The sequence below is a fragment of the Collinsella sp. AF20-14LB genome, from assembly GCF_003459505.1.
Taxonomy (GTDB): domain Bacteria; phylum Actinomycetota; class Coriobacteriia; order Coriobacteriales; family Coriobacteriaceae; genus Collinsella.
The window spans coordinates 90,515-110,612 of sequence record NZ_QRWD01000001.1 but is presented as its reverse complement, the minus strand read 5'-3'; the positions used below and the strand labels follow the sequence as shown (position 1 = coordinate 110,612).

The window sequence follows — 20,098 nt, the reverse complement described above, 5'->3', positions numbered from 1 at the left end:
GCTAACCGAGCTTCCTCAGATAATGGAAGTCGCTCGCGTCATCGCCGGTGAACGCCCCGTGCAGCTCGTCGATAATGTCGGCGGTAGAAGTCATCTGCTGGTACATGTCGGCGCTTGTGACCCAGACGTTGCCGTTCTTCACGGCTTTGAACTGCGACAATAGCGCGTTTTTGCCTACGAAGTCGTTCAAGGTGGCAACCGATTCGTCGATGGTGCCGTTGTAGACGATGATGTCGGCATCCTTCGCCGTCGCGTAGAAGCGCTCCATTTCGAGCGTTACTGACGAACCTGACGTCGACGCCGTCTGCGCGTCATCGAGCGCATAGCTGCCGCCTGCAAGCTCGATCATCTGCGCCACGTAGTCGCCCGCCCGCCGCGTGACGGCGGCCCCGTTCGAGTTAATGTAGAAATACGCCACGGTTTTACCTGACGACGCGAGCCCCGACGTTTGCTCGACGCGGGCCTTCTGCTCGTTGAACAGGTGCGCGGCCTCGTCTTCCTTGTCGAACAGGACGCCGAAAAGCTTAATCCACTCGACGCGCCCGAGTGCTTCGGGCTCGCTCGACGACTGTTCGGTGAGCACGACGAGCCCGAGCTTCTGCAGCTTTTCCTTCACATCGGGCGTGTGGTTGATCATGGTGTTCTCGATGGCGAGCGTACAGCCCGAGGCCGATATTCGCTCGTAGTCGGGCGCGCTGTACTTGCCGCCGTAGGCGATCGCCCCACTTTCGAGTGCGCTTTTGAAGCCCACGACCGAGCAGTCGTCGGCCTTCGTGCCCGACATGATGATATTGTCGTTCGCATCGAGCGCGTCGACTAGGCACATCGTCGCCGACGACACGAGGTACACCTTGTTGGCGGGGCGCCTTATGACCGCGATGTCGGAGCTTAACCCATCAGGTACCTTCGCATCTTGCGGCACCACGAGGAAGCGCTCCCCGTTCGAAACGCAGATAAGCCGCAGGCCGCCTTCGAACTCGTCGACAGTGAAGTGCTCGGCGTATTCAAGCTGAAGCGCTCCCGTCGGCTCCCAGCCGCAGCCCAAATCGGCGTTGTGGAAGTCGGCCGCGGCGCTTGAAGCCGTTCCCGCAGGGGAGCCGCCGCTTGCATCGTCGCCCGATTTCTCCTTCATGGTGGATGAGTCGAAGTGGAGCGTGTAGTCGATGGTGTGCGGCGTCGACATGGCGACGGTCTCGGCCGACACGGCGATGTCCTCGTCGAGCGTGACGGGTATCTCGAACGTGGAGTTGCCGCCGTCGTTTACGGGCGCGTAGTCCACGCCGTCGACGGTCATCTTGTCGTAGTTCGAACTCGACCAGGTGATGGTCGCGGTGTAGGTGTCGCCATCCTTCACAATTGTGGTGGGTGAGGCGATGCTTGCGCGCCCTGACCCGCCGGAAAGCGAGACGCTCACCGTGTATTCCTGAGAGCCCGCCGTGCCACCGGTCGCGTTCGGGCTCGCACTGCACCCCGCGAAGGGAAGCGCGAGCAGGGCGACGAGAACGCAGGCGATCGCGCGCGCCGCGATGCTGTGGAGCTTCCTGTTTTCCCCCTTGGGAAGAATCGACCGCATGGCGTTACTTCAGTGCGTCGGCGCGCAGATCGACGCCGGCGGATTCGAACACAAGTGTGCGGTCGTACCACTGCTCTTTTCTAATACTCCACGCGGCACAGGCGGTGTCCTCGTCGAGCGCATCAACGGGCACGTCGTAGGTGTACTTGCCTTCCGCGTTTTCCACATAGGGGATGAAGTCGGCCTCGCTTGCGGCGGCAGCCTCGTCGCCCGTGCCCATGAAGAGCTTGCCGTAGCCCGTGCCGGAAAGCGTCATCACGCAGTGCATGGAGCCGTTTTCCACGATGAGCTGGGCGTCCACGATCCTGAACATGTTCGAGCTGGAATCTACGGTGATTGGATAGGTGCCGTCGGCCACCTTGTCGGCGGTGATGGGGGCAGCGCTTGCGCCCGCGGGGGCATCGGCCGCCTGTTCGGTCTTTTCCTGGGAATCGGCATCGCTTGCCTTTGCGCTGTCGATTGAATTTCCGGCGCAGCCGGCGAGCGAGAACGCGCAAAGCGCCGCCGACAGGGCGAAGACGAGGGTTTTCTTCAACATGGAGGGGGTTCCTTTCAATCGCTTCGACCGCCTGTGCCGTGCGGTGGGCAGTCGGGATGCGAATGCAACGGGCATGCGTCGTCAGTCGGGGAAAGGCGCATGCCCGTTGCACGGGGACGCGACCGGCGCCCCCGTGCGCGGCGAGTTTACAGCTTGGCGATGGCGTCGTCCACGTGCGAGACGTAGATGTCGTCGACCGCGACGTTCTGTCCCAGACCCTGGAGCAGGCACGTCACTTCGAAGCCGGCGGCCACGAACTTCGCAGCCCAGCTGTCGGGGTCGGTCTCGTCTGCCATGTCGTTGTTCGCGTGGTCGCCCGCGACCACCATGAACGGCGCGAGCACGGCCTTCTTGTAGCCTGCGGCGCTCGCGGCGGCGATAACATCCTCGCAGGTCGGTTCAGCCTCGACGGTGCCGACGAAGAACTGCGTCAAACCCTCGTTCTTGAACACTTCCTGCATCTTGGCATAGTCGGCGTTGGAATCGGCTTCGGTGCCGTGGCCCATGAGGCACAGCGCCGTCTCGCCGTCGTCGAAGGACGCCATGTTCTCCTTAATGGCTGCGGCCACCTTTTTGTAGTCGTCGTCGGAGGTGAGCAGCGGGTCGCCGAGCGAGATCTTGTCGAACTTGTCGGCGTACTTGTCGAGCTCGTCTTTCACGTCGGCGTATTCCAGGCCAGCCATGAGATGCGTCGGCTGCACGACGATTTCCTTCACGCCGTCTTCCACGCAGCGGTCGAGCGCCTCGGTCATGTTGTCGATCGTGATGCCGTCGCGCTTCTTCAGTTTGTCGATGATGATCTGCGCGGTGAAGGCGCGGCGGATGTCGTAGTCCTGCCAGTACTTCTCGCGGATAGCGTCTTCGATGGCGCCGATGGTGATGTGGCGCGAGTCGTTGTAGCTCGTGCCGAAGCTCGTGACGAGGATGACCGGCTTCGCGGTCTTCTCCTTTTCACTAGATTTCTCGGAACTCGCGGAGGTGTTGGAGCAGCCCGCGAGCGCGACTCCGGCGAGCGCGAAGGCTCCGGTTGCTGCGGCGCCCATGAAGCCGCGGCGTGACATCTGGTCGGACATGGTTTTTCCTTTCCTCGGTTTGCCGGTCCCCCGGCGACAGTTGCTTGTCGGCACAAGCGAAAGAAAAGCGCACCCCTCGGGGTTCACAAGGAGCTAACGCCACGGCGATGCCGTGAGGAAAAGGCGAAGCAGTCTGGCTTGGGGCGCGAGGCGGTTCGCCCGCGCGTCCTATACAGTAATGTCCCTTGCCCAGGATTCCCACCTGGTTCCCTCCGCAAGCCAGCGCGGGCTGTGCAGGCGCCGCGCCGGTCATTTCCTTTTATCCGATTGTCATATGCTCGTTGCCGAAACTTTTACTATGATAGTGGGCACTTGTGAACGTGTCAAAGCCAGCGCGGGCGGCATTGCGCCTCCTGCCTGCGTATTTGCGCCGATTGCTGCCGCAGGCGCCGTGTTTTGCCCGCTGCGCGAATGGCGGCGTAAACGGTTGCGATGAGAAACGGGAAGGGAAGGCTCGGATGATTCATATCGTTGGCGCAGGCTCGGGCGCCGCCGACCTTATCACGCTGCGCGGGGCGCGCCTTCTGCGCGCGGCCGACGTAGTCGTTTGGGCGGGAAGCCTTGTGAATCCCGAGCTGCTCGCCGAGTGCAAGGAATCCTGCGTCGTCTACGACAGCGCGCACATGACCTTGGAGGAAGTGCTCGACGTGATGTGCGCGGCAGATGCGCGGGGCGAGGAAGTGGTGCGCCTGCACACGGGCGACCCGTGCCTGTACGGCGCCATCCAGGAGCAGATGGACGCGCTCGACGCGCGCGGCGTGGACTACGAGGTGGTGCCCGGCGTGTCGAGCTTTTGCGGTGCCGCGGCGGCGCTTCGCCAGGAATACACGCTGCCGGGAATCAGCCAGTCGGTCGTGATCACGCGGCTTTCCGGACGTACCCCCATGCCCGCGGGCGAGGGCATGCGCACCATGGCGGAAAGCGGCTCGACTATGGTCATCTTCCTGAGCTCGGGTATGCTCGCCGAGCTTTCCGCCGAGCTTTTGGCCGCGGGCCGCAGCTCCGACGAGCCGGCGGCGCTCGTGTACAAGGCGACCTGGCCTGAGGAGCGCGTGGTTCGATGCACAGTGGGCACGCTCGCCGATGCGGGCGCGCGAGAGGGCATCGACCGCACGGCGCTCGTGGTGGTGGGCCGCGTGCTCGGAGCTCGCGGCGGGCTTGCGCACAACGGCGCGCAAGCGGAGTCGTACGAGCGCAGCAAGCTTTACGACCCTTCGTTTGCCACAGGGTATCGGAAGGCGAGCAGCTAGCATGGCCTTCGAGCACTATATATATACCGGGACGACCCGCCTGCGCTGCGGCTACACCACGGGGAGCTGCGCCGCGCTCGCGGCGAAGGCGGCCTGCGAGATGCTCTTGTCACGAAAGCCCGTGGGCCGCGTGTCGATCGTCACCCCCGGCGGGCTGCCCGTCGAGACGGACGTGGTCGACGTATGCATCGGCGAGGGGTGCGCCCAGTGCGCCGTGCGAAAGGACGCAGGCGACGATGCCGATGTGACCGACGGCGTGCTCGTGTACGCGCTCGTGGAACATGCGGGGCCGGGCACGGGCGCTGCGGGCAGCAAGGGCGTGCCCGCGCGCGAATCGGAAGTTTCCGTCGATGGCGGCGTGGGCGTGGGGCGCGTGACGTTGCCCGGGCTTGAGCAGCCGGTGGGGGCGGCCGCCATCAACGCGACGCCGCGCGCGATGATCACTTCGGCGGTGCGCGAGGTGTGCGCCGCGCACGGCTTTTCTGGAAATATTGCTGTGACGATTTCGGTACCCGAGGGTGTTGCCCTTGCCGAAAAGACCTTCAACCCGCACCTGGGGATAGAGGACGGCATCTCCATCCTGGGTACGACGGGCATCGTCGAGCCGCGCAGCCTCGCTGCCTTGCGCGACAGCATCGAGCTCGAGATCCGGCAGCATGCGGCTATGGGGCGGCGCGGAGTCGTGCTCACGCCCGGCAACTACGGCGGGCAGTTCATCTCGGGGCATTTCCACCTAAACGGTGCGCCGGTGGTCTTCATCTCCAACTTTGTGGGCGATGCGATTGATTGCTGCGTTCGCGAGGGATTTACCAATGTCCTTCTTGTGGGACACATCGGCAAGCTAGTGAAGGTCGCGGGCGGCATCATGGACACCCATTCGCGTACCGCCGACTGCCGCGCGGAGATTCTGGCCGCCCACGCGGCCTTGGCCGGCGCGGGCGCGAAGACCGTGCACGAGATCATGTCGTCGGTCACGACCACGACGGCGCTTGAGGTAATCGAGGCCGCCGGCGTGGGGGACGCTGTGCGCGCCTCGCTCGCTGCGGCAATCGAGGACAGGTTGCGCCGCCGCGCGGCGGGCGCATGCGACATCGCCGCGGTCGTGTTCGACGCCGGGCGCCGCGAGCTTTTCCGCACGTCGGGCGCCGATGCTGTTATCGGGGAATTGGGGGCGACGTATGAGTAAAGGCGTGCTGTACGGGGTGGGCACGGGGCCTGGCGACCCCGAGCTGCTCACGATCAAGGCCGTCCGCACAATCGAATCGTGTCCGGTCATCGCCGCACCGCAAACGGCGGACGGGGTCATGGTCGCGCTTGACATTGTGCGCGGCGCCGTCGACCTTACAGGCAAGACGGTGATCCCCGTGCGATTCTCGATGACGCGCGACGCCGAGCGCCGCGCGGCCGAGCATGCCTCGCTTGTTCGCGAGCTTGTCGCGCACCTGGATGCGGCCCGCGACGTCGCGCTGCTGAACCTGGGGGACCCAAGCATCTACGCCACCTTCCAGCGCATAGCGCCCGACGTGCGCGCCCGCGGGTTCGAGGCGCGCGCCATTCCCGGCGTGCCGAGCTTCTGCGCGGTCGCCGCGGCGCTCGAGCGCGACCTCACGCCCGAGATGTCGTCGCCTCTGCACATCGTGCCCGGCGGCTACGATGACGTGCGCCGCGCAATCGGCTGGCCGGGGACGAAGGTGGTCATGAAGTCGCGCCGCTCGCTTGCGGACACGAAGCGCATCCTTCGCGAGGAGGGCGCCTTCGACGGTGCCGAGCTCGTAGAGGACTGTGGGCTTCCGGGCGAGCGCGTGTACCGCTCGCTCGACGATGTGCCCGATCGGGGCAGCTACTTCTCGACGATGGTGGTGCGCTAGATGAGGGTTTCCTGCATAGCGTTCACTGAGAGGGGGTATGCGTTGGCGGAGCGCACCGCACGCGCGCTTTCCGATTGCGCGCAGACAGGTGAAGATGACTCTGGCTGGAACGTTTCCGTTTCGCGCGGGTTCGGCGAGGGGAAGGCCGACCTGCGCGCATGGACGGCGCTCGCGTGGGAAGCGTCGGACGCGCTTCTGTTCGTGGGCGCGGCGGGCATCGCCGTGCGGGCGATCGCGCCGCATGTCGCCTCGAAGGCAAACGATTCCGCGGTTGTGGTGATCGACGAGGCGGGGCGCTTTGCCGTCTCGCTTTTGTCGGGGCATTTGGGCGGTGCGAACGAGCTTGCGCAAACTGTGGCACGCGCGGCAGGGGCCATCCCCGTCATCACCACGGCGACCGACGTCCGCGGCGTGTGGGCGGTGGATACGTGGGCGCGCTGTGCTGGGCTCGCCGTTTCGAATCCCGAGGCTATCAAGCGAGTGTCGGCGCGGCTGCTTTCGGGCGGGCGCGTGGCGCTCTATTCCGACATGCCGATTTCGGGACAGCCGCCTGAGGGGGTTGACATTGCGTCCGACCGCGCTCGGGCCGATATCGTCGTGTCGCCGTTCGCTGGCGCGAATGCAGGTGCGTCCGTTCGCGCGGCGGAGACAACGGGCGAGGTCGTGCCCGCCGGTGTGACGGGGAAGCCGGCGGGCGTGCGGGCGCAGGCGCCTGCGCCCGAGCCGCTTCACCTTGTCTTACCCTGCATCGTTGCGGGCATAGGGTGCCGTCGCGGTGCGTGCACCGAAGCGATCGGGGAGGCGTTTCTTCTCGCGTGCGGGCAGGCGGGCATCTCGCCTTCGGCCGTGCGCGAGGCGGCGACGATCGACGTGAAGGCGCGCGAGGAGGGTCTGCTCGCCTTCTGCCACGCGCGCAGTATCCCGCTCGCGACGTATTCCGCAGAGGAGTTGTCGCAGGTCGAAGGCAGCGTTTCGCCATCTGATTTCGTGCGCGCGACGGTGGGGGTCGACAACGTGTGCGAGCGCGCGGCGCTCGCGGGCGGGGGCAAACTTTTCTTCCCGAAGCTCGCTCACGGCGGCGTGACCGTCGCGTTTTCCAAGGTAACTATCGAACTTTCGTTTAAGGAGCGGTGATGGGAAAGCTCTTCGTGGTGGGGATTGGCCCGGGCGGCCCCGACGGCATGACGATTGCGGCTCGGCGCGCGCTCGAGGCGGCCGACATCGTTGTGGGGTACACGAAATACGTGGAGCTCGCGCTCGCCGCCGTGCCCGACGCGGCGCATCTCGCGACGCCGATGATGCACGAGGTCGAACGGTGCCGCCTGGCGCTTTCGCGCGCGCAGAGCGGAGAAGCCGTGGCGCTCGTGTGCAGCGGTGACGCGGGCGTGTACGGCATGGCGAGCCCCGTGCTGGAGCTTGCGGAGGACTACCCCGATGTAGACGTGGAAGTTATCGCCGGGGCCACCGCGGCTCAGAGCGGGTCGGCGGTGCTCGGCGCCCCGCTTGCCCACGATTTCGCGGTCGTGTCGCTCTCTGACCTGCTCACGCCGTGGGAGGTCATCGAGCGCAGGCTCGCCGCCGTGGCGAGCGCCGACTTCTGCATCTGTTTGTACAACCCGCGCAGCAGAAAGCGCGCCGACAGGCTCTCGCGCGCGGCGAAGATTATGCTCGAATGGAAGGCCCCCGACACGCTCTGCGGCTGGGTGCGCAACATCGGGCGCGAGGGGCAGCAGTCGGGTATGTGCAGGCTCTCCGAGCTGGGGGAGTTCGATGCAGACATGTTCACCACCGTGTTCGTCGGCAACGCGGACACGAAGCGCGTAGGCGGCCGTATGGTCACGCCGCGCGGGTATCGGGAGATTCCATGCGAAAGGTAACGATCATCGGGGCGGGGCCCGGAAACCCCGACTTGCTCTCGCGCGCGGCGCTCGACGCGATCGACATCGCCGACGTGGTCATCGGCGCTCATCGCGCACTTGTCGGCATCGACGTGCCGCCCGACGTGGTGAGATGCGAGCTCGTTAAGACGGCGGACATCGTCGCCGCGCTCACCGATGCGGCGTCGTGGCAGCGCGCCGTGGTCGTGATGACGGGCGATGTGGGGCTGTTCAGCGGCGCGCGCCGCCTGGTGGAGGCGCTCTCCGGCGACGCGCAGGTGGACGTGCGCGTCATTCCCGGCATAAGCTCAGCGTCGTATCTCGCCGCGCGCCTCGCGCGTCCATGGCAGGATTGGCGCTTCGTGAGCGCTCACGGCGTGGCGTGCGACATCGTGGCCGAGGCCGAGCGCGCAGGTGAGCTCTTCCTCGCCACGTCGGGCGGGGAAGACCCCTCGCGGCTTTCGGGCGAGCTTGTGCAGGCGGGCTTCGAGGACGCGCGCGTGACGGTGGCCGAGCGCCTGTCGTACCCCGACGAGCGCATCACCTGCGCGACCGCAAGTGAAATCGCAGGTCAGACGTTCGACGACTTGAACGTGATGCTTATCGAGTTCGCAGGCTGCGCCGGGTCGCCTGCGAACTCTAGTGCAGCCTCCGAGGCGCCGGCTGGCGCCTCTGCGCCCGCGGCGGCTTCTTTCGTGGCGGACTCTGCGGTCGCATTCCACGCCGCGAGCCCCCGCTGGCCGTACGCTTCCTCGGGCATTCCCGACGAGCTCTTCATCCGCGGCGACGTTCCCATGACCAAGCAGGAGGTGCGCGCCGTCGCGCTCGCGAAGCTGCGCCTTACCGCGACCGACACCGTGTGGGATGTCGGCGCCGGCACGGGGAGCGTGTCGATCGAGGCGGCGCTCGTCGCGCGAGCGGGGTCGGTATGGGCGGTCGAGCGCAACGCGGCCGGCGTGCGGCTCATCCGAGAGAACGCGGATGCATTCGGGTGCGGCAACGTGCATGCGGTCCCCGGTGTCGCCCCCGAAGCGCTCGCGAAACTGCCCGACCCCGACGCCGTGTTCGTCGGCGGGAGCGCGGGCGAGCTTCCCTCCATCGTGGAGGCGGCGCTCGAGAAGAACTCGCAGGTTCGCCTGTGCGTGCCATGCGTCACCGTTGAGACGCTCACCGAGGCGTGCGCGCTCCTCTCGGGTTCGCGCTTTAAGGAGTTCGAGGCGTGCCAGGTGTCGGCCGCCCGCGCCGAGGCTGTAGGCTCGCACCATCTTATGAAGGCGCAAAACCCCGTGTTCCTCGTCAGCGCGCGTGGTGCGGGCGCGGATGCCGAGGAGCTTGCCGATGTCGGGGCGCTTGTTGAGTCACCTGTCGGGGAGGACCCCTCTGCCGAGGGGAAACCATCCGTTGAGGTGGTCTCGCTTGCTAACTGCAACGCCGCAGGTGGGGAAGGCGGCGCCCGGTGAGCACGTCCATCCCGCGCTTCATGGTCGCTGCGCCCTCGAGCGGGAGCGGCAAGACGGTCGTCACGTGCGCGCTCCTGCGCGCGCTCGCGCGTCGCGGCCTTGCATGCGCGGCCTTCAAATGCGGACCCGACTACATTGACCCGCTCTTTCATCGCCGCGTCGTGGGTGCGCGCTCGGGCAATTTAGACGGCTTCTTCACCGACGCCCCGACGCTGCGCGCCCTGCTCGCACGCGGCGCCGCGGGCGCGGATGTCGCGGTGCTCGAGGGGGTTATGGGCTTCTACGACGGCATGGCGCCCGGCGTGGCCGACGCGAGCAGCTACCAGGTTGCGCGCGACACGGAAACGCCGGTCGTTTTAGTGGTGAACGGGCGCGGGGCGTCTTTATCGCTCGCCGCCGTAATCCGCGGCATTGCCGAGTTCCTGCCTTGTGCGAACGTGCGCGGCGTCGTGCTGAACAAGACGAGCGCCGCTGCCTGCGCCTACGCGGCGCCTGCGATCGAGAAGCACACGGGCGTCGCGGTTTTGGGGAATATCCCCGCCGACGAGGCGTTCTCGCTCGAAAGCCGGCATCTGGGGCTTGTGACCGCCGACGAGGTCGAGCAGCTCTCCGCGCGCATCGACAAGATGGCCGAGCTGGTGGAAAAGAGCGTCGACGTCGACCGCTTGCTCGAAATAGCGGTGACGGCACCCGATATCCGCGAGGAACCTTACCGGTTGGAGCCGATCGCGGGAGCGCGGCCCATCGTCGCCGTCGCGCGTGACGAGGCGTTCTCGTTCTACTACGAGGAGAACCTGCGCGCGCTCGAGGACCTGGGTTGCGAGCTGGCCTTTTTCAGCCCCTTGTGTGATAGCGAGTTGCCCCGGGGGACAAGCGCCCTCTATCTGGGGGGCGGCTACCCGGAACTCCATGCGCGGCAGCTCTCCGAGAACGCGCCGATGCGCGAGGCGGTGCGGCGCGCGGTGGAATCCGGCATGCCGACGGTCGCCGAATGCGGTGGGTTTCTGTACCTGCAGCGCGAAATCGCCGATAGCGAGGGGCGGCGCTGGCCTGTTGCGGGCGCCCTTGAGGGCGCAAGCGAGAACGGGGGAAGGCTGTCCCATTTCGGGTACGTGGAGCTCACTTCCCAACGCGACGGGCTCTACGGGCCGCGCGGCACACGCATCCGCGCGCACGAGTTCCACTACTGGCAGTCCGCCTGCCCGGGCGGCGACTTCTGGGCGCAGAAGCCCCGGCGCGACAAGGGCTGGCCGTGCATGACGACTACCCCGTCCCTGGTGGCGGGCTTCCCGCATGTGTACTATCCTGCGAACCCCGACGTTGCGCGCGCGTTCGCGTCTGCCGCAGCGTCGTTCGTAGAGAGGAGACTGCATGGCTGAAGCAACCGAAACCGCGCTTGCCTGCATCCGCGAGGAAGTCGAGCGTGCGTTCTCGTCGGCGCCGGGCGCCGTGCTCGAAGCCACGCTCTCCCGGATCGCGCCCGCAGACGAGTGTGCCCGCGCCGCCGCGTACGCCGCGTGGGATTCCATCGCGCACCCCTTGGGGGGATTGGGCGACTTTGAAGACGCCGTCGCGTGTATCGCCGCAGCTCAGGGGAGCGCCGAGGTGGCCGAGTTTCCCCGTGCGCTCGCGGTATTCTTCTCCGACAACGGGGTCGTTGCCGAAGGCGTGTCGCAAAGCGGGCAAGACGTGACGCGAGCCGTCGCGCGCAACATGTGCGAGGGGGCCACGAGCGCCTGCCGCATGGCGGCGTTCGCGGGTGCCGAGGTCGTGCCCGTCGACGTGGGTATGGCCCGGGGTATAGAAGACGCGCGCATGGTGCGCGCGAACGTGCGGCGGGGGAGCGGCAACATCGCGCACGGCCCCGCTATGTCTCGCGATGGGGCCGTGCGCGCGATCGAGGTCGGTATCGCCGTCGCGTGCGGGCTTGCCCGCGCCGGCGTGCGCCTTCTGGCCTCGGGCGAGATGGGCATCGGCAACACGACCACCTCGGCGGCGGTGGCCGCGGTGCTCATCCGGGCGGACGCGCGGAGCCTCGTCGGGCGCGGCGCGGGGCTCTCGGACGCATCGCTCGCGCGCAAGCGCGACGTGGTCGAGCGCGCTATCGACGCGAACTCGCCCGATCCCGCCGACCCGATCGACGTGCTCTCGAAGGTGGGCGGCTTCGACATCGCGGCGATGTGTGGCTTCTACCTGGGGGCCGCGGCCTCGAAGGCGCCGGCGCTCCTCGACGGGGTCATATCCTGCACGGCGGCCCTGTGCGCGGCGCGCCTGTGCCCCAACGCCTTGGGCTACCTCGTGGGCACCCACGCATCAAGCGAACCCGCAAGCCAGGAGCTCCTTCGCGAGCTCGGCATAAAGGCACCACTCGATGCAGGCATGCACTTGGGCGAGGGCGCGGGCGCCATGGCGTATCTGCCCCTTCTGGATTCGGCGTTGCGCGTGTACCGGGATGGGAAGACGTTCACGGCGACTGGCATGGCTGCTTACGAGCATTTCGAGGCCGGGAAATGACGGTGACACTCGTCATCGGCGCCGCCGCGAGCGGCAAGAGCGCCTACGCCGAGTCCCTGTGCCTCGGGCACGACGGCCCCCGCGTGTACCTGGCAACGATGGAGCCCTTCGGGGAAGAGGGCGCCCGCCGCATCGCGCGCCATCGGGGGCTGCGCGAGGGCAAGGGGTTTTCTACCCTCAAGTGCACGCGTGACGTGGGCGCCGCAGTGCCCGGGCTTCCGCGCGGCTGCACGCTTCTTTTGGAGGACGTGGGCAACCTGGTCGCGAACGAGCTCTTCGCGGAAGGCGGCTTGTCCCCGCGTGACCCCGACGCTGCGGCGCGCGAGGTGCTCGGAGGCATTGAACGGCTCGCTCAGGCCGCTGCGTATACGGTGGTGGTCACCGTCGACGTGTTCGCCGATGGGATGCGCTACGATGAAGGGACCGAGGCATGGAGGCGCGCGCTCGCGCGCGTGAACGCGGGTGTGGCGGCGCTGGCCGACCGCGCAGTCGAAGTGGTATGCGGGATTCCCGTGTGGATGAAAGGCGAAGGACCTACAAGGTGAAGATAGTAGAGGCAATCGGCGCGGCGTTCGGAACGTTCTCGCGCATCCCCGTCCCGAAATCGGCCTGGACCGATTTCGGGTCAACCCATGCGCTTGCCGCGTTTCCCCTGGTGGGCCTTGCGGAAGGCTTCCTCATGACGGCGTGGGGGTACGTGGCGAACTTGCTCGGCGTGCCCGCGACCATCGTCGCGGCCGTGCTCGTGGCGCTGCCTGTGGCGGTGACGGGAGGCATCCACCTAGACGGGCTCTGCGACACCTCCGATGCGCTTGCAAGTTGGGCCCCGCGCGAGCGAAAGCTCGAGATCATGCACGACCCGCGAGCGGGCGCCTTCGGGGTCATCGGTGTTGTTGTGTACCTTATTCTGCAGTTTTCCCTTTTCACCGCGCTGTCGCTTACGGCGGGGGCGTTCCTCGCGCTTCTGTGCTCTCTCGTGTTCTCCCGCTCGCTTTCGGGGCTCGCCGTTGAATGCTGGCCTGCCGCGCGGGCGGACGGCATGGCCGCGGGGCTCTCGCCTGCGAAGAAGCGCGCGGCGATCGTCGTGCCGCTTTGCGCTTTCGCTGCGGCTTCGGCTGCAGGGATGGTCGCGTGCGCTCAGGCCGTCGGCGCCCTTATGGCTGTGGCGGGGCTTTTGGCGCTCGCGTGGTACCGCCATGTTGCCCTGTCCCGCTTCGGCGGGGTGACGGGGGATTTGGCCGGATGGTTTCTGCAATGGGCCGAGCTCGCGATGCTTGCCATGCTGGTGGCGGGGGGCATGCTCCTATGATGATCGTGGTAGGTGGCGCGCATTCGGGGAAGAGGACCTTCGTGCGCGAAAAGCTCGGGTTCGCGGCGGACGATTTCGTCGACGCGGCGCAGTTTGCGGAGGGCGGCGTGCCCGCGGCTTTTGCCGGCCGTGTCGCTTACCGTGCTGAGGAACTCGTACGCGCGCTCGACGCTGACCGGGCGCTCGAGCGGCTGATCGGCTTCGACGTAGTGATTCTGTCCTTGGTCGGCTCGGGGGTCATCCCCATGCGTGCGGAAGACGCCCAATGGCGCGAGCGCGCGGGGCGCCTGGGATGCGCGCTCGCTGCGCGCGCCGATGTCGTCGTGCGCATGACGTGCGGGATACCCCAGGTCATCAAAGGAAACCTTGTCGATGCGCCTCGAGGGGCGCAGGGTGCGGGCGCGCCTTTGGAAGTCGTCTTCGTGCGCCATGGTGCCACGGCGGGCACGGAAGACCATCGCTACAGCGGGGCGGGCACCGACGAGCCCCTGTCGAGCGCGGGTGAGCGCGCTTTGCGCGACCTCGCGTGCTATCGTGACGTGTTCCGTGTTATCACGAGCGGCATGGCCCGCACCGACCAGACGGCGCGCATCCTCTTCCCGAACGCGGAGTTTATTGCGTGCCCCGGTCTGCGCGAGATGGATTTCGGCGACTTCGAGGGGCGAAGCGCCGCCGAGCTTAAAGAGGATGCGCGCTACCGCGCTTGGGTAGACTCCTGGTGCGAGACGCGCTGCCCGCATGGCGAGGGCAAGAGCGATTTCACCCGCCGCGTCGTCGCGGCGTTTCGGGAGGCGTGCGAATCGGAGCGCGTCCAGGGGAGTGGGCGCGCCGTCTTCGTCGTTCACGCGGGTACCGTGAAAGCATTGCTCTCCGAGCTAGCTGTCCCGAAAATTGGATACTTCGACGTGCATACCGAGCCGGGCGGCGCATGGGCCGCCACCTGGGATGGGCGCTGCCTTCGCGACGTTCGCCCCGCTTCGGGGGGCGATGCCCGGTGATGACGATTCTTGCCGTCGCCGCCGGGTTCGCGACCGACCTTGCCTTCGGCGACCCGCGCTGGCTTCCCCATCCCGTCGTCGCCATGGGGCGCGCGATCACGTGGGCCGAAGGCCGCCTGCGGCGCGCATTCCCGCAAACGTCCGCGGGCACGCGCGCCGCAGGACTTGTGCTCGCCGTGGCGCTTCCGCTTGCGTGTGGGCTTTTGACCTGGGGAATCCTGCATCTTTGCGGCATGGTTCACTCCGGCCTGCGCTTCGTGGCCGAGGCATGGGCGAGCTATCAGATTCTCGCGGCATGCGAGCTGCGCCGCCAGAGCCTGGCCGTGGCCCGTGCGTTCTCGAGGGGCGGCCTTGTCGCGGCGCGTGAAGCTGTCGGGCTCATCGTGGGACGCGACACGTCTGTTCTCGACGAGCAGGGCGTCGCGCGCGCCGCCGTGGAAACGGTGGCGGAGAACGCGAGCGACGGCGTCATCGCGCCGCTTTTCTACCTTATGATCGGGGGTGCGCCCTTGGGCATGGCGTACAAGGCGGTGAATACGCTCGACAGCATGGTGGGCTACAAAAACGATCGCTACATCGACTTCGGCTGCGCCTCGGCGCGCCTCGACGATGCGGCGAACTGGATTCCCTCGCGCTTATCGGCCCTGCTCATGATCGCCGTATGCCCGATCGTCGGGCTCGACGCGCGCGGGGCGGCGCACATCTGGCGCCGCGACAGGCGTCGCCATGCGAGCCCGAATGCGGCACAGACCGAGTCAGCGTGCGCGGGCGCGCTCGGGCTGCGCCTGGCAGGACCCGCGGTGTATTTCGGCAAGCTCGTTGAGAAACCGACGATAGGCGACGCGTCTCGCGAAATCGAGTGGGGCGACATCGCCCGGGCGACAAGGCTTATGCTCGCCGCGTCCGTATGCGCGCTCGTCGTCTTCGGTGCCGCGCGCGCGGCGGTCGTGCTCGCCGTGGGGGCGATGGCATGAGGGAAGACCACGCCGCGCCCCGGGCTGCCGGGGGAATCCTGCGCGCCCGTGCGCATGGGGGTAGCACGCAATCGCTTGGCATCGCTTGCGAAGGGGACGCCTCCGACCTCATTGACTTCTCGGTGAACGTGAATCCGGCAGGCCCCTCGCCGCGCGCCGTCGCCGCAGCTTGCAAGGCGCTTTCTCGAATCGACGCCTACCCCGATAGGGAAAGCCTCGCGCTCGTTCGCGCCCTAGCGCGCGCCCAGGGCATTCCCGAAGATACTATCGTCTGCGGCGCGGGCGCGTCCGACATCATCTGGCGGCTCGCCGCGGCGGTGCGCCCGAAACGCCTCGTCGTGTGCGCGCCGACGTTCTCTGAATATGCGGAGGCGGCATCGTACTACGGCGCATGCGTGCAGGAGTTCCCGCTCTCCGAAGCGGACGACTTCGACGTGCCTGCCTCCTTCGCCCGCGCGATCGAGGGGCCGAGAGACGTGGCGTACCTCTGCAATCCGAACAACCCGACGGGGCGCCTCGTCGACCCCCGTGTGATCGATGCCGCGGCTTGTCGCTGCGAGCAGGTGGGCGCGCTGCTCGTCGTGGACGAGTGCTTTCTCGGATTTGCGCCCGACGCCCGCGAAAGGAGCGTGGCCGCACGCGCCGCGTGTTCGCGCCATGTGGCCGTGCTCTCCGCGTTCACCAAGCTCTACGGAATGGCGGGGTTGCGGTTGGGATATCTGATCAGCGGAAACACCCAACTCATCGAGGGGATTCGCCGGGCGGGGCAGGCGTGGCCCGTCTCCTCGGTCGCCGAGGCCGCGGGCATCGCCGCCCTGGAGGACGTTGAATACGTCTCGCGCACGCGCGATGTATTGGCGGGCGAGCGAGCGTGGCTTTCCCACGAGCTCTCCTCGCTCGGGCTTTCCGTCGTGCCGTCGGATGCGAACTTCCTTTTAGTCCGCACGCCGGCGAAAGACATCCCCGAGCGCCTGTATAAACAGGGGGTTTTGGTCCGCACGTGCGACTCGTTTTCGGTACTGTCCCGTTTCTGGTGCCGCGTCGCGGTGCGCACGCGCAAGGAGAATGCCCGGCTTGCGATGGCGTTCGGCCGTGCGCTTCGGGCGGAAGGCGCATCGGGCGAAGGCGAACCCGACGAACGGGGCGGCGCTTCTTTCAGCGGCGCTATGGCGGGCGCGGATGGCCGAGGCTCGGCGAAGGAGGTCGATACCCGTGGGTAGGGCGAAGCCCATCATGATCCAGGGCACCATGTCGAACGCGGGGAAGAGCCTGCTTGCGGCTGGGCTGTGCCGCGTGCTTTCGCAGGACGGCCTGCGCGTGGCTCCCTTCAAGAGCCAGAACATGGCACTCAACAGCGGTGTCACGGCCGACGGGCTCGAGATGGGGCGCGCCCAGATCATGCAGGCCGAGGCGTGCGGCATCGCGCCCGACGTGCGCATGAACCCCATCCTGCTCAAGCCCGAAAGCGGCCACCGAAGCCAGCTCATCGTGGCCGGCAAGGCGCAGGGAGCCTTCGCTGCGAGGGACTACTTCGCGCGAAAGAAGGCGCTCATGCCGCAGATTTTGGAGGCGTTCGATTCGCTCGCGGAGGAAAACGACGTCATCGTCATCGAGGGCGCCGGCAGCCCCGCCGAAATCAACCTTGCCGAAAATGACATCGTCAACATGGGGCTCGCGCGCGCCGTGTCCTCCCCCGTGCTGCTTGCGGGCGACATCGACCCGGGCGGGGTATTTGCCCAGCTCTACGGCACGGTCGCGCTCCTTGCGCCCGAGGACCGCGCGCTTTTGCGGGGGCTTGTGGTGAACAAGTTCCGCGGCGATGTGGAAATCCTGCGCCCGGGTTTGGCCCCGCTCGAGAAGATGTGCGGGGTTCCCGTCGTGGGTGTCGTGCCGTATCTTACGCTCGACCTGGACGACGAGGACTCGCTCGCGCCGCGCCTATCTGCCCGCGAGGCGCGCGGCGTCATCGACGTCGCCGTCGTGCGTCTTCCGCATCTGTCGAACTTCACCGACTTCGACCCGCTTTCGCGCGTGCCCGGCGTGGGCGTGCGCTACGTTTCCTCGACGACCGATCTGGGCCGACCCGACCTGGTGGTGCTTCCCGGCTCGAAGACTACGCTCGACGACGCGCGCTGGCTTGCGGCTAGCGGCATCGGAGCCTGTGTACGCGCGCTTTCGGGCGCGGGCACGCCGGTGCTCGGCATATGCGGAGGCTACCAGCTTTTGGGAGACGAGCTTTCCGACCCGCACGGCAGGGAAGGCGCTGGCACCGCGCGCGGGCTCGGGCTCATCCCTGCAAGTACGGTGTTCAAGGAGGAAAAGCGCCTCGCCCAGTCGACACTGCGCATCACGGGCGCCCAAGGCGCGTTTTCGGTGTGGAACGGCATGACGGCGCGCGGGTACGAGATTCACGACGGCGAAACGACCGTCTCCTGCGCTCCTGCGGGCACGATTGGCGGCAAACCGGAAGGCGCGGCCTGCGGAAACGTGTTCGGAACCTATCTCCACGGCCTGTTCGACGAACCGGGGGTTGCGCTCGCCCTCGCGCGCTCGCTCGCGCGCATGCGCGGCCTGCCCGAGAGCGTCGTGGGTGCTGCGGGCGCGGCGTCCGCGGCCGATCACCGTGCGCGCGAGTTCGACCGCCTGGCCGACGTCGTGCGCGGGGTGCTCGACATGGAGTATGTCTACCGCATTATCGAGGAGGGCGTATGATCCACGTGTATCATGGCGACGGCAAAGGCAAGACCACGGCGGCGATGGGCCTCGCCCTTCGCATGCTCGCTGCAGGCCGCCGCGTCGTCGTCGTGCAGTTCCTGAAAGACGGCGAAAGCGGGGAGGTGCGCCTGCTCGCTGAGCATTTCGGCGTGCCCGTGTTCGCGGGGAAGGTGTCGGACAAGTTTACCTGGTCGATGACGTCGGTAGAACTTGCCGCGACGTGCGAGCTGCACGATGGGAACCTCGCTTCCGCGCTCGCCGAGCTCGAGGGCGCGCAGGAGGGGCTGCTCGTGCTCGACGAGGCGCTCGACGCGCTTTCGAAGGGGCTTGTCGACGAGGCGCTCGTGGACCGCGCGCTCGATATGTCCGCGCGCGGCGTCGAAGTAGCGCTCACCGGGCGCGCGCCTTCCCGCAAGATCGTGGAGAAGGCCGATTACATAACCGAGATGCGGTGCGAGAAACACCCCTACGCTCAGGGGATATGTGCAAGAGAAGGAGTGGAGTACTAGATGGATTCCAAGGAGATGGCGCCTGGCGACATCGAGCGGCGCAGCTTCGAGATCATCACCGAAGAGCTCGGCGGCCGCACGTTCCCGCCGCTCGAAGAGCCCGTCGTGAAGCGCGTCATCCACACCACTGCCGACTTCTCGTACGCCGATTCCCTCGTGTTCACCCATGACGCCGTGCACTGTGCGCTCGACGCACTGCGCGCAGGGGCCACGGTGCTCACCGACACGAACATGGCGCTCGCAGGCATAAGCAAGCCCGCGCTCGCGAAGCTCGGCTGCAAGGCCGTGTGCTTCATGGCCGACCCTGATGTCGCCGCGGCTGCGCGCGCCGCGGGCACGACTCGCGCCGTTGCGAGCATGGACAAAGCTTGCGGCATCGAGGGTCCGCTCATCGTGGCCGTCGGCAACGCTCCCACAGCACTTCTGCGCCTCGCCGAGCTCATGGACGCGGGGAAGATCGCGCCCGCTCTCGTCGTTGGGGTGCCGGTCGGGTTTGTGAACGTGGTCGAGGCGAAAGAGGAGCTACTCGCGCGACGCGTGCCGGCCATCGTCGCGAGGGGTCGCAAGGGCGGCTCGACCGTGGCGGCCGCCATTATGAACGCGCTACTCTACCAGATCACGCGCACAGGCGGCCCGAAGTGACGGCGCTGCGCATCTTCGCCGGGACCACCGAGGGCCGCCTTCTGTGCGAATGGGCGAGCGGGGTGGGCATCCCCGCTCGTGCCTACGCGGCAACCGAGTACGGAGGCGAGCTTTTGGGCGAGCTTCCGGGCATCGAGGTGCATGCGGGCAGGCTCGACGAGGCCGACATGGATCGCGAGCTTTCCGGCGCGCGCATCGTCGTCGACGCCACGCACCCCTTCGCTACGCTCGCAAGCGGCAACATCCGGGCCGCTTCGCTCGCCGTGGGTGCACAATGCCTGCGCCTTGCGCGCCCGGTCGAGGCGCTGCCCAAAGGCGTCGTGTCGGTCGCGTCGATCGCCTGCGCGGCGCGCTTTCTCTCCGAGAACCCGGGTCGTGTTCTTCTCACGACGGGGAGCAAGGAGCTTGCTCCCTACACGCGCGTCCCCGATTTCGCGGAACGCTTCTTTGTGCGTGTGCTCCCGCTGCCCGGTGCTATAACGAAGTGCATCGACGCGGGGTTTTCGCCGTCGCACGTCATCGGCATGCAGGGGCCCTTCACCCGCGAGCTCAACGAGGCGATGCTTCGGCAGGTGGGCGCCCAGTGGCTTGTGACCAAGGACTCGGGAACCGTAGGCGGCACGGCTGAGAAGCTCGCCGCAGCGCGCGCTGTGGGAGCGCGCTGCATCGTGGTCACCCGTCCCGCCGAGGGAGGCGGGGCCCTTTCGCTTCGGGAAGTGGAAGACGCTCTCTTACGGGAGTTCGCGCGCTAGGAGGAGCGCCCCGAGCAAGCTCGACCCGTACAAGCCCGTCATCCAT

At 67.2% G+C, this 20,098-nt stretch carries 20 protein-coding genes; 17 read left to right on the top strand and 3 right to left on the bottom strand.

From position 1 onward, the window contains the following. Position 1 precedes the first annotated feature (1 nt). The 3 genes from DWX63_RS00480 to DWX63_RS00470 form a co-directional block, all read right to left on the bottom strand. Positions 2-1,573 carry an ABC transporter substrate-binding protein gene (locus DWX63_RS00480; protein ID WP_147336042.1) on the bottom strand — a complete coding sequence of 524 codons (1,572 nt, stop codon included), beginning with the start codon at positions 1,571-1,573 and terminating at the stop codon, positions 2-4. A gap of 4 nt (positions 1,574-1,577) precedes the next feature. Further along, on the bottom strand, positions 1,578-2,111 hold the full coding sequence (locus tag DWX63_RS00475; RefSeq protein WP_117716075.1) for a hypothetical protein: 534 nt from the start codon (positions 2,109-2,111) through the stop codon (positions 1,578-1,580). A gap of 146 nt (positions 2,112-2,257) precedes the next feature. Continuing rightward, positions 2,258-3,184 carry a sirohydrochlorin cobaltochelatase gene (locus DWX63_RS00470; protein ID WP_117842466.1) on the bottom strand — a complete coding sequence of 309 codons (927 nt, stop codon included), beginning with the start codon at positions 3,182-3,184 and terminating at the stop codon, positions 2,258-2,260. Positions 3,185-3,642: 458 nt separating this feature from the next. Here DWX63_RS00470 and cobM point away from each other — a divergent pair, with 458 nt between their 5' ends. The 17 genes from cobM to cobK are packed head-to-tail and all read left to right on the top strand — an operon-like array spanning position 3,643 to position 20,052. Then, positions 3,643-4,434, top strand: coding sequence for a precorrin-4 C(11)-methyltransferase (cobM, locus tag DWX63_RS00465; protein ID WP_089571784.1), 792 nt, complete (start codon positions 3,643-3,645; stop codon positions 4,432-4,434). Between the two features lies 1 nt (position 4,435). Next, positions 4,436-5,620 carry a cobalt-precorrin-5B (C(1))-methyltransferase CbiD gene (cbiD, locus tag DWX63_RS00460; protein WP_233514420.1) on the top strand — a complete coding sequence of 395 codons (1,185 nt, stop codon included), beginning with the start codon at positions 4,436-4,438 and terminating at the stop codon, positions 5,618-5,620. Further along, on the top strand, positions 5,613-6,302 hold the full coding sequence (gene cobI / locus DWX63_RS00455; protein WP_117842465.1) for a precorrin-2 C(20)-methyltransferase: 690 nt from the start codon (positions 5,613-5,615) through the stop codon (positions 6,300-6,302). The genes cbiD and cobI overlap by 8 nt, the downstream gene beginning before the upstream one ends. Further along, positions 6,303-7,436 (top strand): cobalt-precorrin 5A hydrolase, encoded by a 1,134-nt coding sequence (locus tag DWX63_RS00450; RefSeq protein ID WP_117758123.1) that lies wholly within the window; start codon positions 6,303-6,305, stop codon positions 7,434-7,436. Beyond that, positions 7,436-8,179 carry a precorrin-3B C(17)-methyltransferase gene (cobJ, locus tag DWX63_RS00445; protein ID WP_042435525.1) on the top strand — a complete coding sequence of 248 codons (744 nt, stop codon included), beginning with the start codon at positions 7,436-7,438 and terminating at the stop codon, positions 8,177-8,179. The genes DWX63_RS00450 and cobJ overlap by 1 nt, the downstream gene beginning before the upstream one ends. Then, positions 8,167-9,639, top strand: coding sequence for a precorrin-6y C5,15-methyltransferase (decarboxylating) subunit CbiE (cbiE, locus tag DWX63_RS00440; protein WP_117842464.1), 1,473 nt, complete (start codon positions 8,167-8,169; stop codon positions 9,637-9,639). Before cobJ ends, cbiE begins: the two co-directional genes overlap by 13 nt. Then, positions 9,636-11,018, top strand: a complete 1,383-nt coding sequence (locus DWX63_RS00435) for a cobyrinate a,c-diamide synthase (RefSeq protein WP_233514419.1) — start codon at positions 9,636-9,638, stop codon at positions 11,016-11,018. The genes cbiE and DWX63_RS00435 overlap by 4 nt, the downstream gene beginning before the upstream one ends. Then, the gene (gene cobT, locus DWX63_RS00430) at positions 11,011-12,153 is read left to right on the top strand and encodes a nicotinate-nucleotide--dimethylbenzimidazole phosphoribosyltransferase (RefSeq protein ID WP_117842463.1); all 1,143 of its coding nucleotides are present in this window, start codon (positions 11,011-11,013) and stop codon (positions 12,151-12,153) included. The genes DWX63_RS00435 and cobT overlap by 8 nt, the downstream gene beginning before the upstream one ends. Then, positions 12,150-12,698: a bifunctional adenosylcobinamide kinase/adenosylcobinamide-phosphate guanylyltransferase gene (locus DWX63_RS00425; protein ID WP_117842462.1), complete on the top strand. Its 549-nt coding sequence runs from the start codon at positions 12,150-12,152 to the stop codon at positions 12,696-12,698. The genes cobT and DWX63_RS00425 overlap by 4 nt, the downstream gene beginning before the upstream one ends. Continuing rightward, complete coding sequence (gene cobS, locus DWX63_RS00420) at positions 12,695-13,462, top strand: adenosylcobinamide-GDP ribazoletransferase (protein WP_158559575.1); 768 nt, start codon at positions 12,695-12,697, stop codon at positions 13,460-13,462. The genes DWX63_RS00425 and cobS overlap by 4 nt, the downstream gene beginning before the upstream one ends. Further along, on the top strand, positions 13,396-14,460 hold the full coding sequence (locus DWX63_RS00415) for a histidine phosphatase family protein (RefSeq protein ID WP_233514418.1): 1,065 nt from the start codon (positions 13,396-13,398) through the stop codon (positions 14,458-14,460). The genes cobS and DWX63_RS00415 overlap by 67 nt, the downstream gene beginning before the upstream one ends. Continuing rightward, the gene (cbiB, locus tag DWX63_RS00410) at positions 14,460-15,434 is read left to right on the top strand and encodes an adenosylcobinamide-phosphate synthase CbiB (protein WP_117842459.1); all 975 of its coding nucleotides are present in this window, start codon (positions 14,460-14,462) and stop codon (positions 15,432-15,434) included. Before DWX63_RS00415 ends, cbiB begins: the two co-directional genes overlap by 1 nt. After that, the gene (locus DWX63_RS00405) at positions 15,431-16,654 is read left to right on the top strand and encodes a histidinol-phosphate transaminase (RefSeq protein WP_158559574.1); all 1,224 of its coding nucleotides are present in this window, start codon (positions 15,431-15,433) and stop codon (positions 16,652-16,654) included. The genes cbiB and DWX63_RS00405 overlap by 4 nt, the downstream gene beginning before the upstream one ends. Continuing rightward, positions 16,647-18,146, top strand: a complete 1,500-nt coding sequence (locus DWX63_RS00400; RefSeq protein ID WP_233514417.1) for a cobyric acid synthase — start codon at positions 16,647-16,649, stop codon at positions 18,144-18,146. The genes DWX63_RS00405 and DWX63_RS00400 overlap by 8 nt, the downstream gene beginning before the upstream one ends. Continuing rightward, positions 18,143-18,658: a cob(I)yrinic acid a,c-diamide adenosyltransferase gene (locus DWX63_RS11360; protein ID WP_117635181.1), complete on the top strand. Its 516-nt coding sequence runs from the start codon at positions 18,143-18,145 to the stop codon at positions 18,656-18,658. The genes DWX63_RS00400 and DWX63_RS11360 overlap by 4 nt, the downstream gene beginning before the upstream one ends. Continuing rightward, positions 18,659-19,300, top strand: a complete 642-nt coding sequence (locus DWX63_RS11355; protein WP_199411048.1) for a precorrin-8X methylmutase — start codon at positions 18,659-18,661, stop codon at positions 19,298-19,300. It begins immediately after the preceding gene. Next, positions 19,297-20,052 (top strand): precorrin-6A reductase, encoded by a 756-nt coding sequence (cobK, locus tag DWX63_RS00390; protein ID WP_117635183.1) that lies wholly within the window; start codon positions 19,297-19,299, stop codon positions 20,050-20,052. The genes DWX63_RS11355 and cobK overlap by 4 nt, the downstream gene beginning before the upstream one ends. The last annotated feature ends 46 nt before the right edge of the window (positions 20,053-20,098 follow it).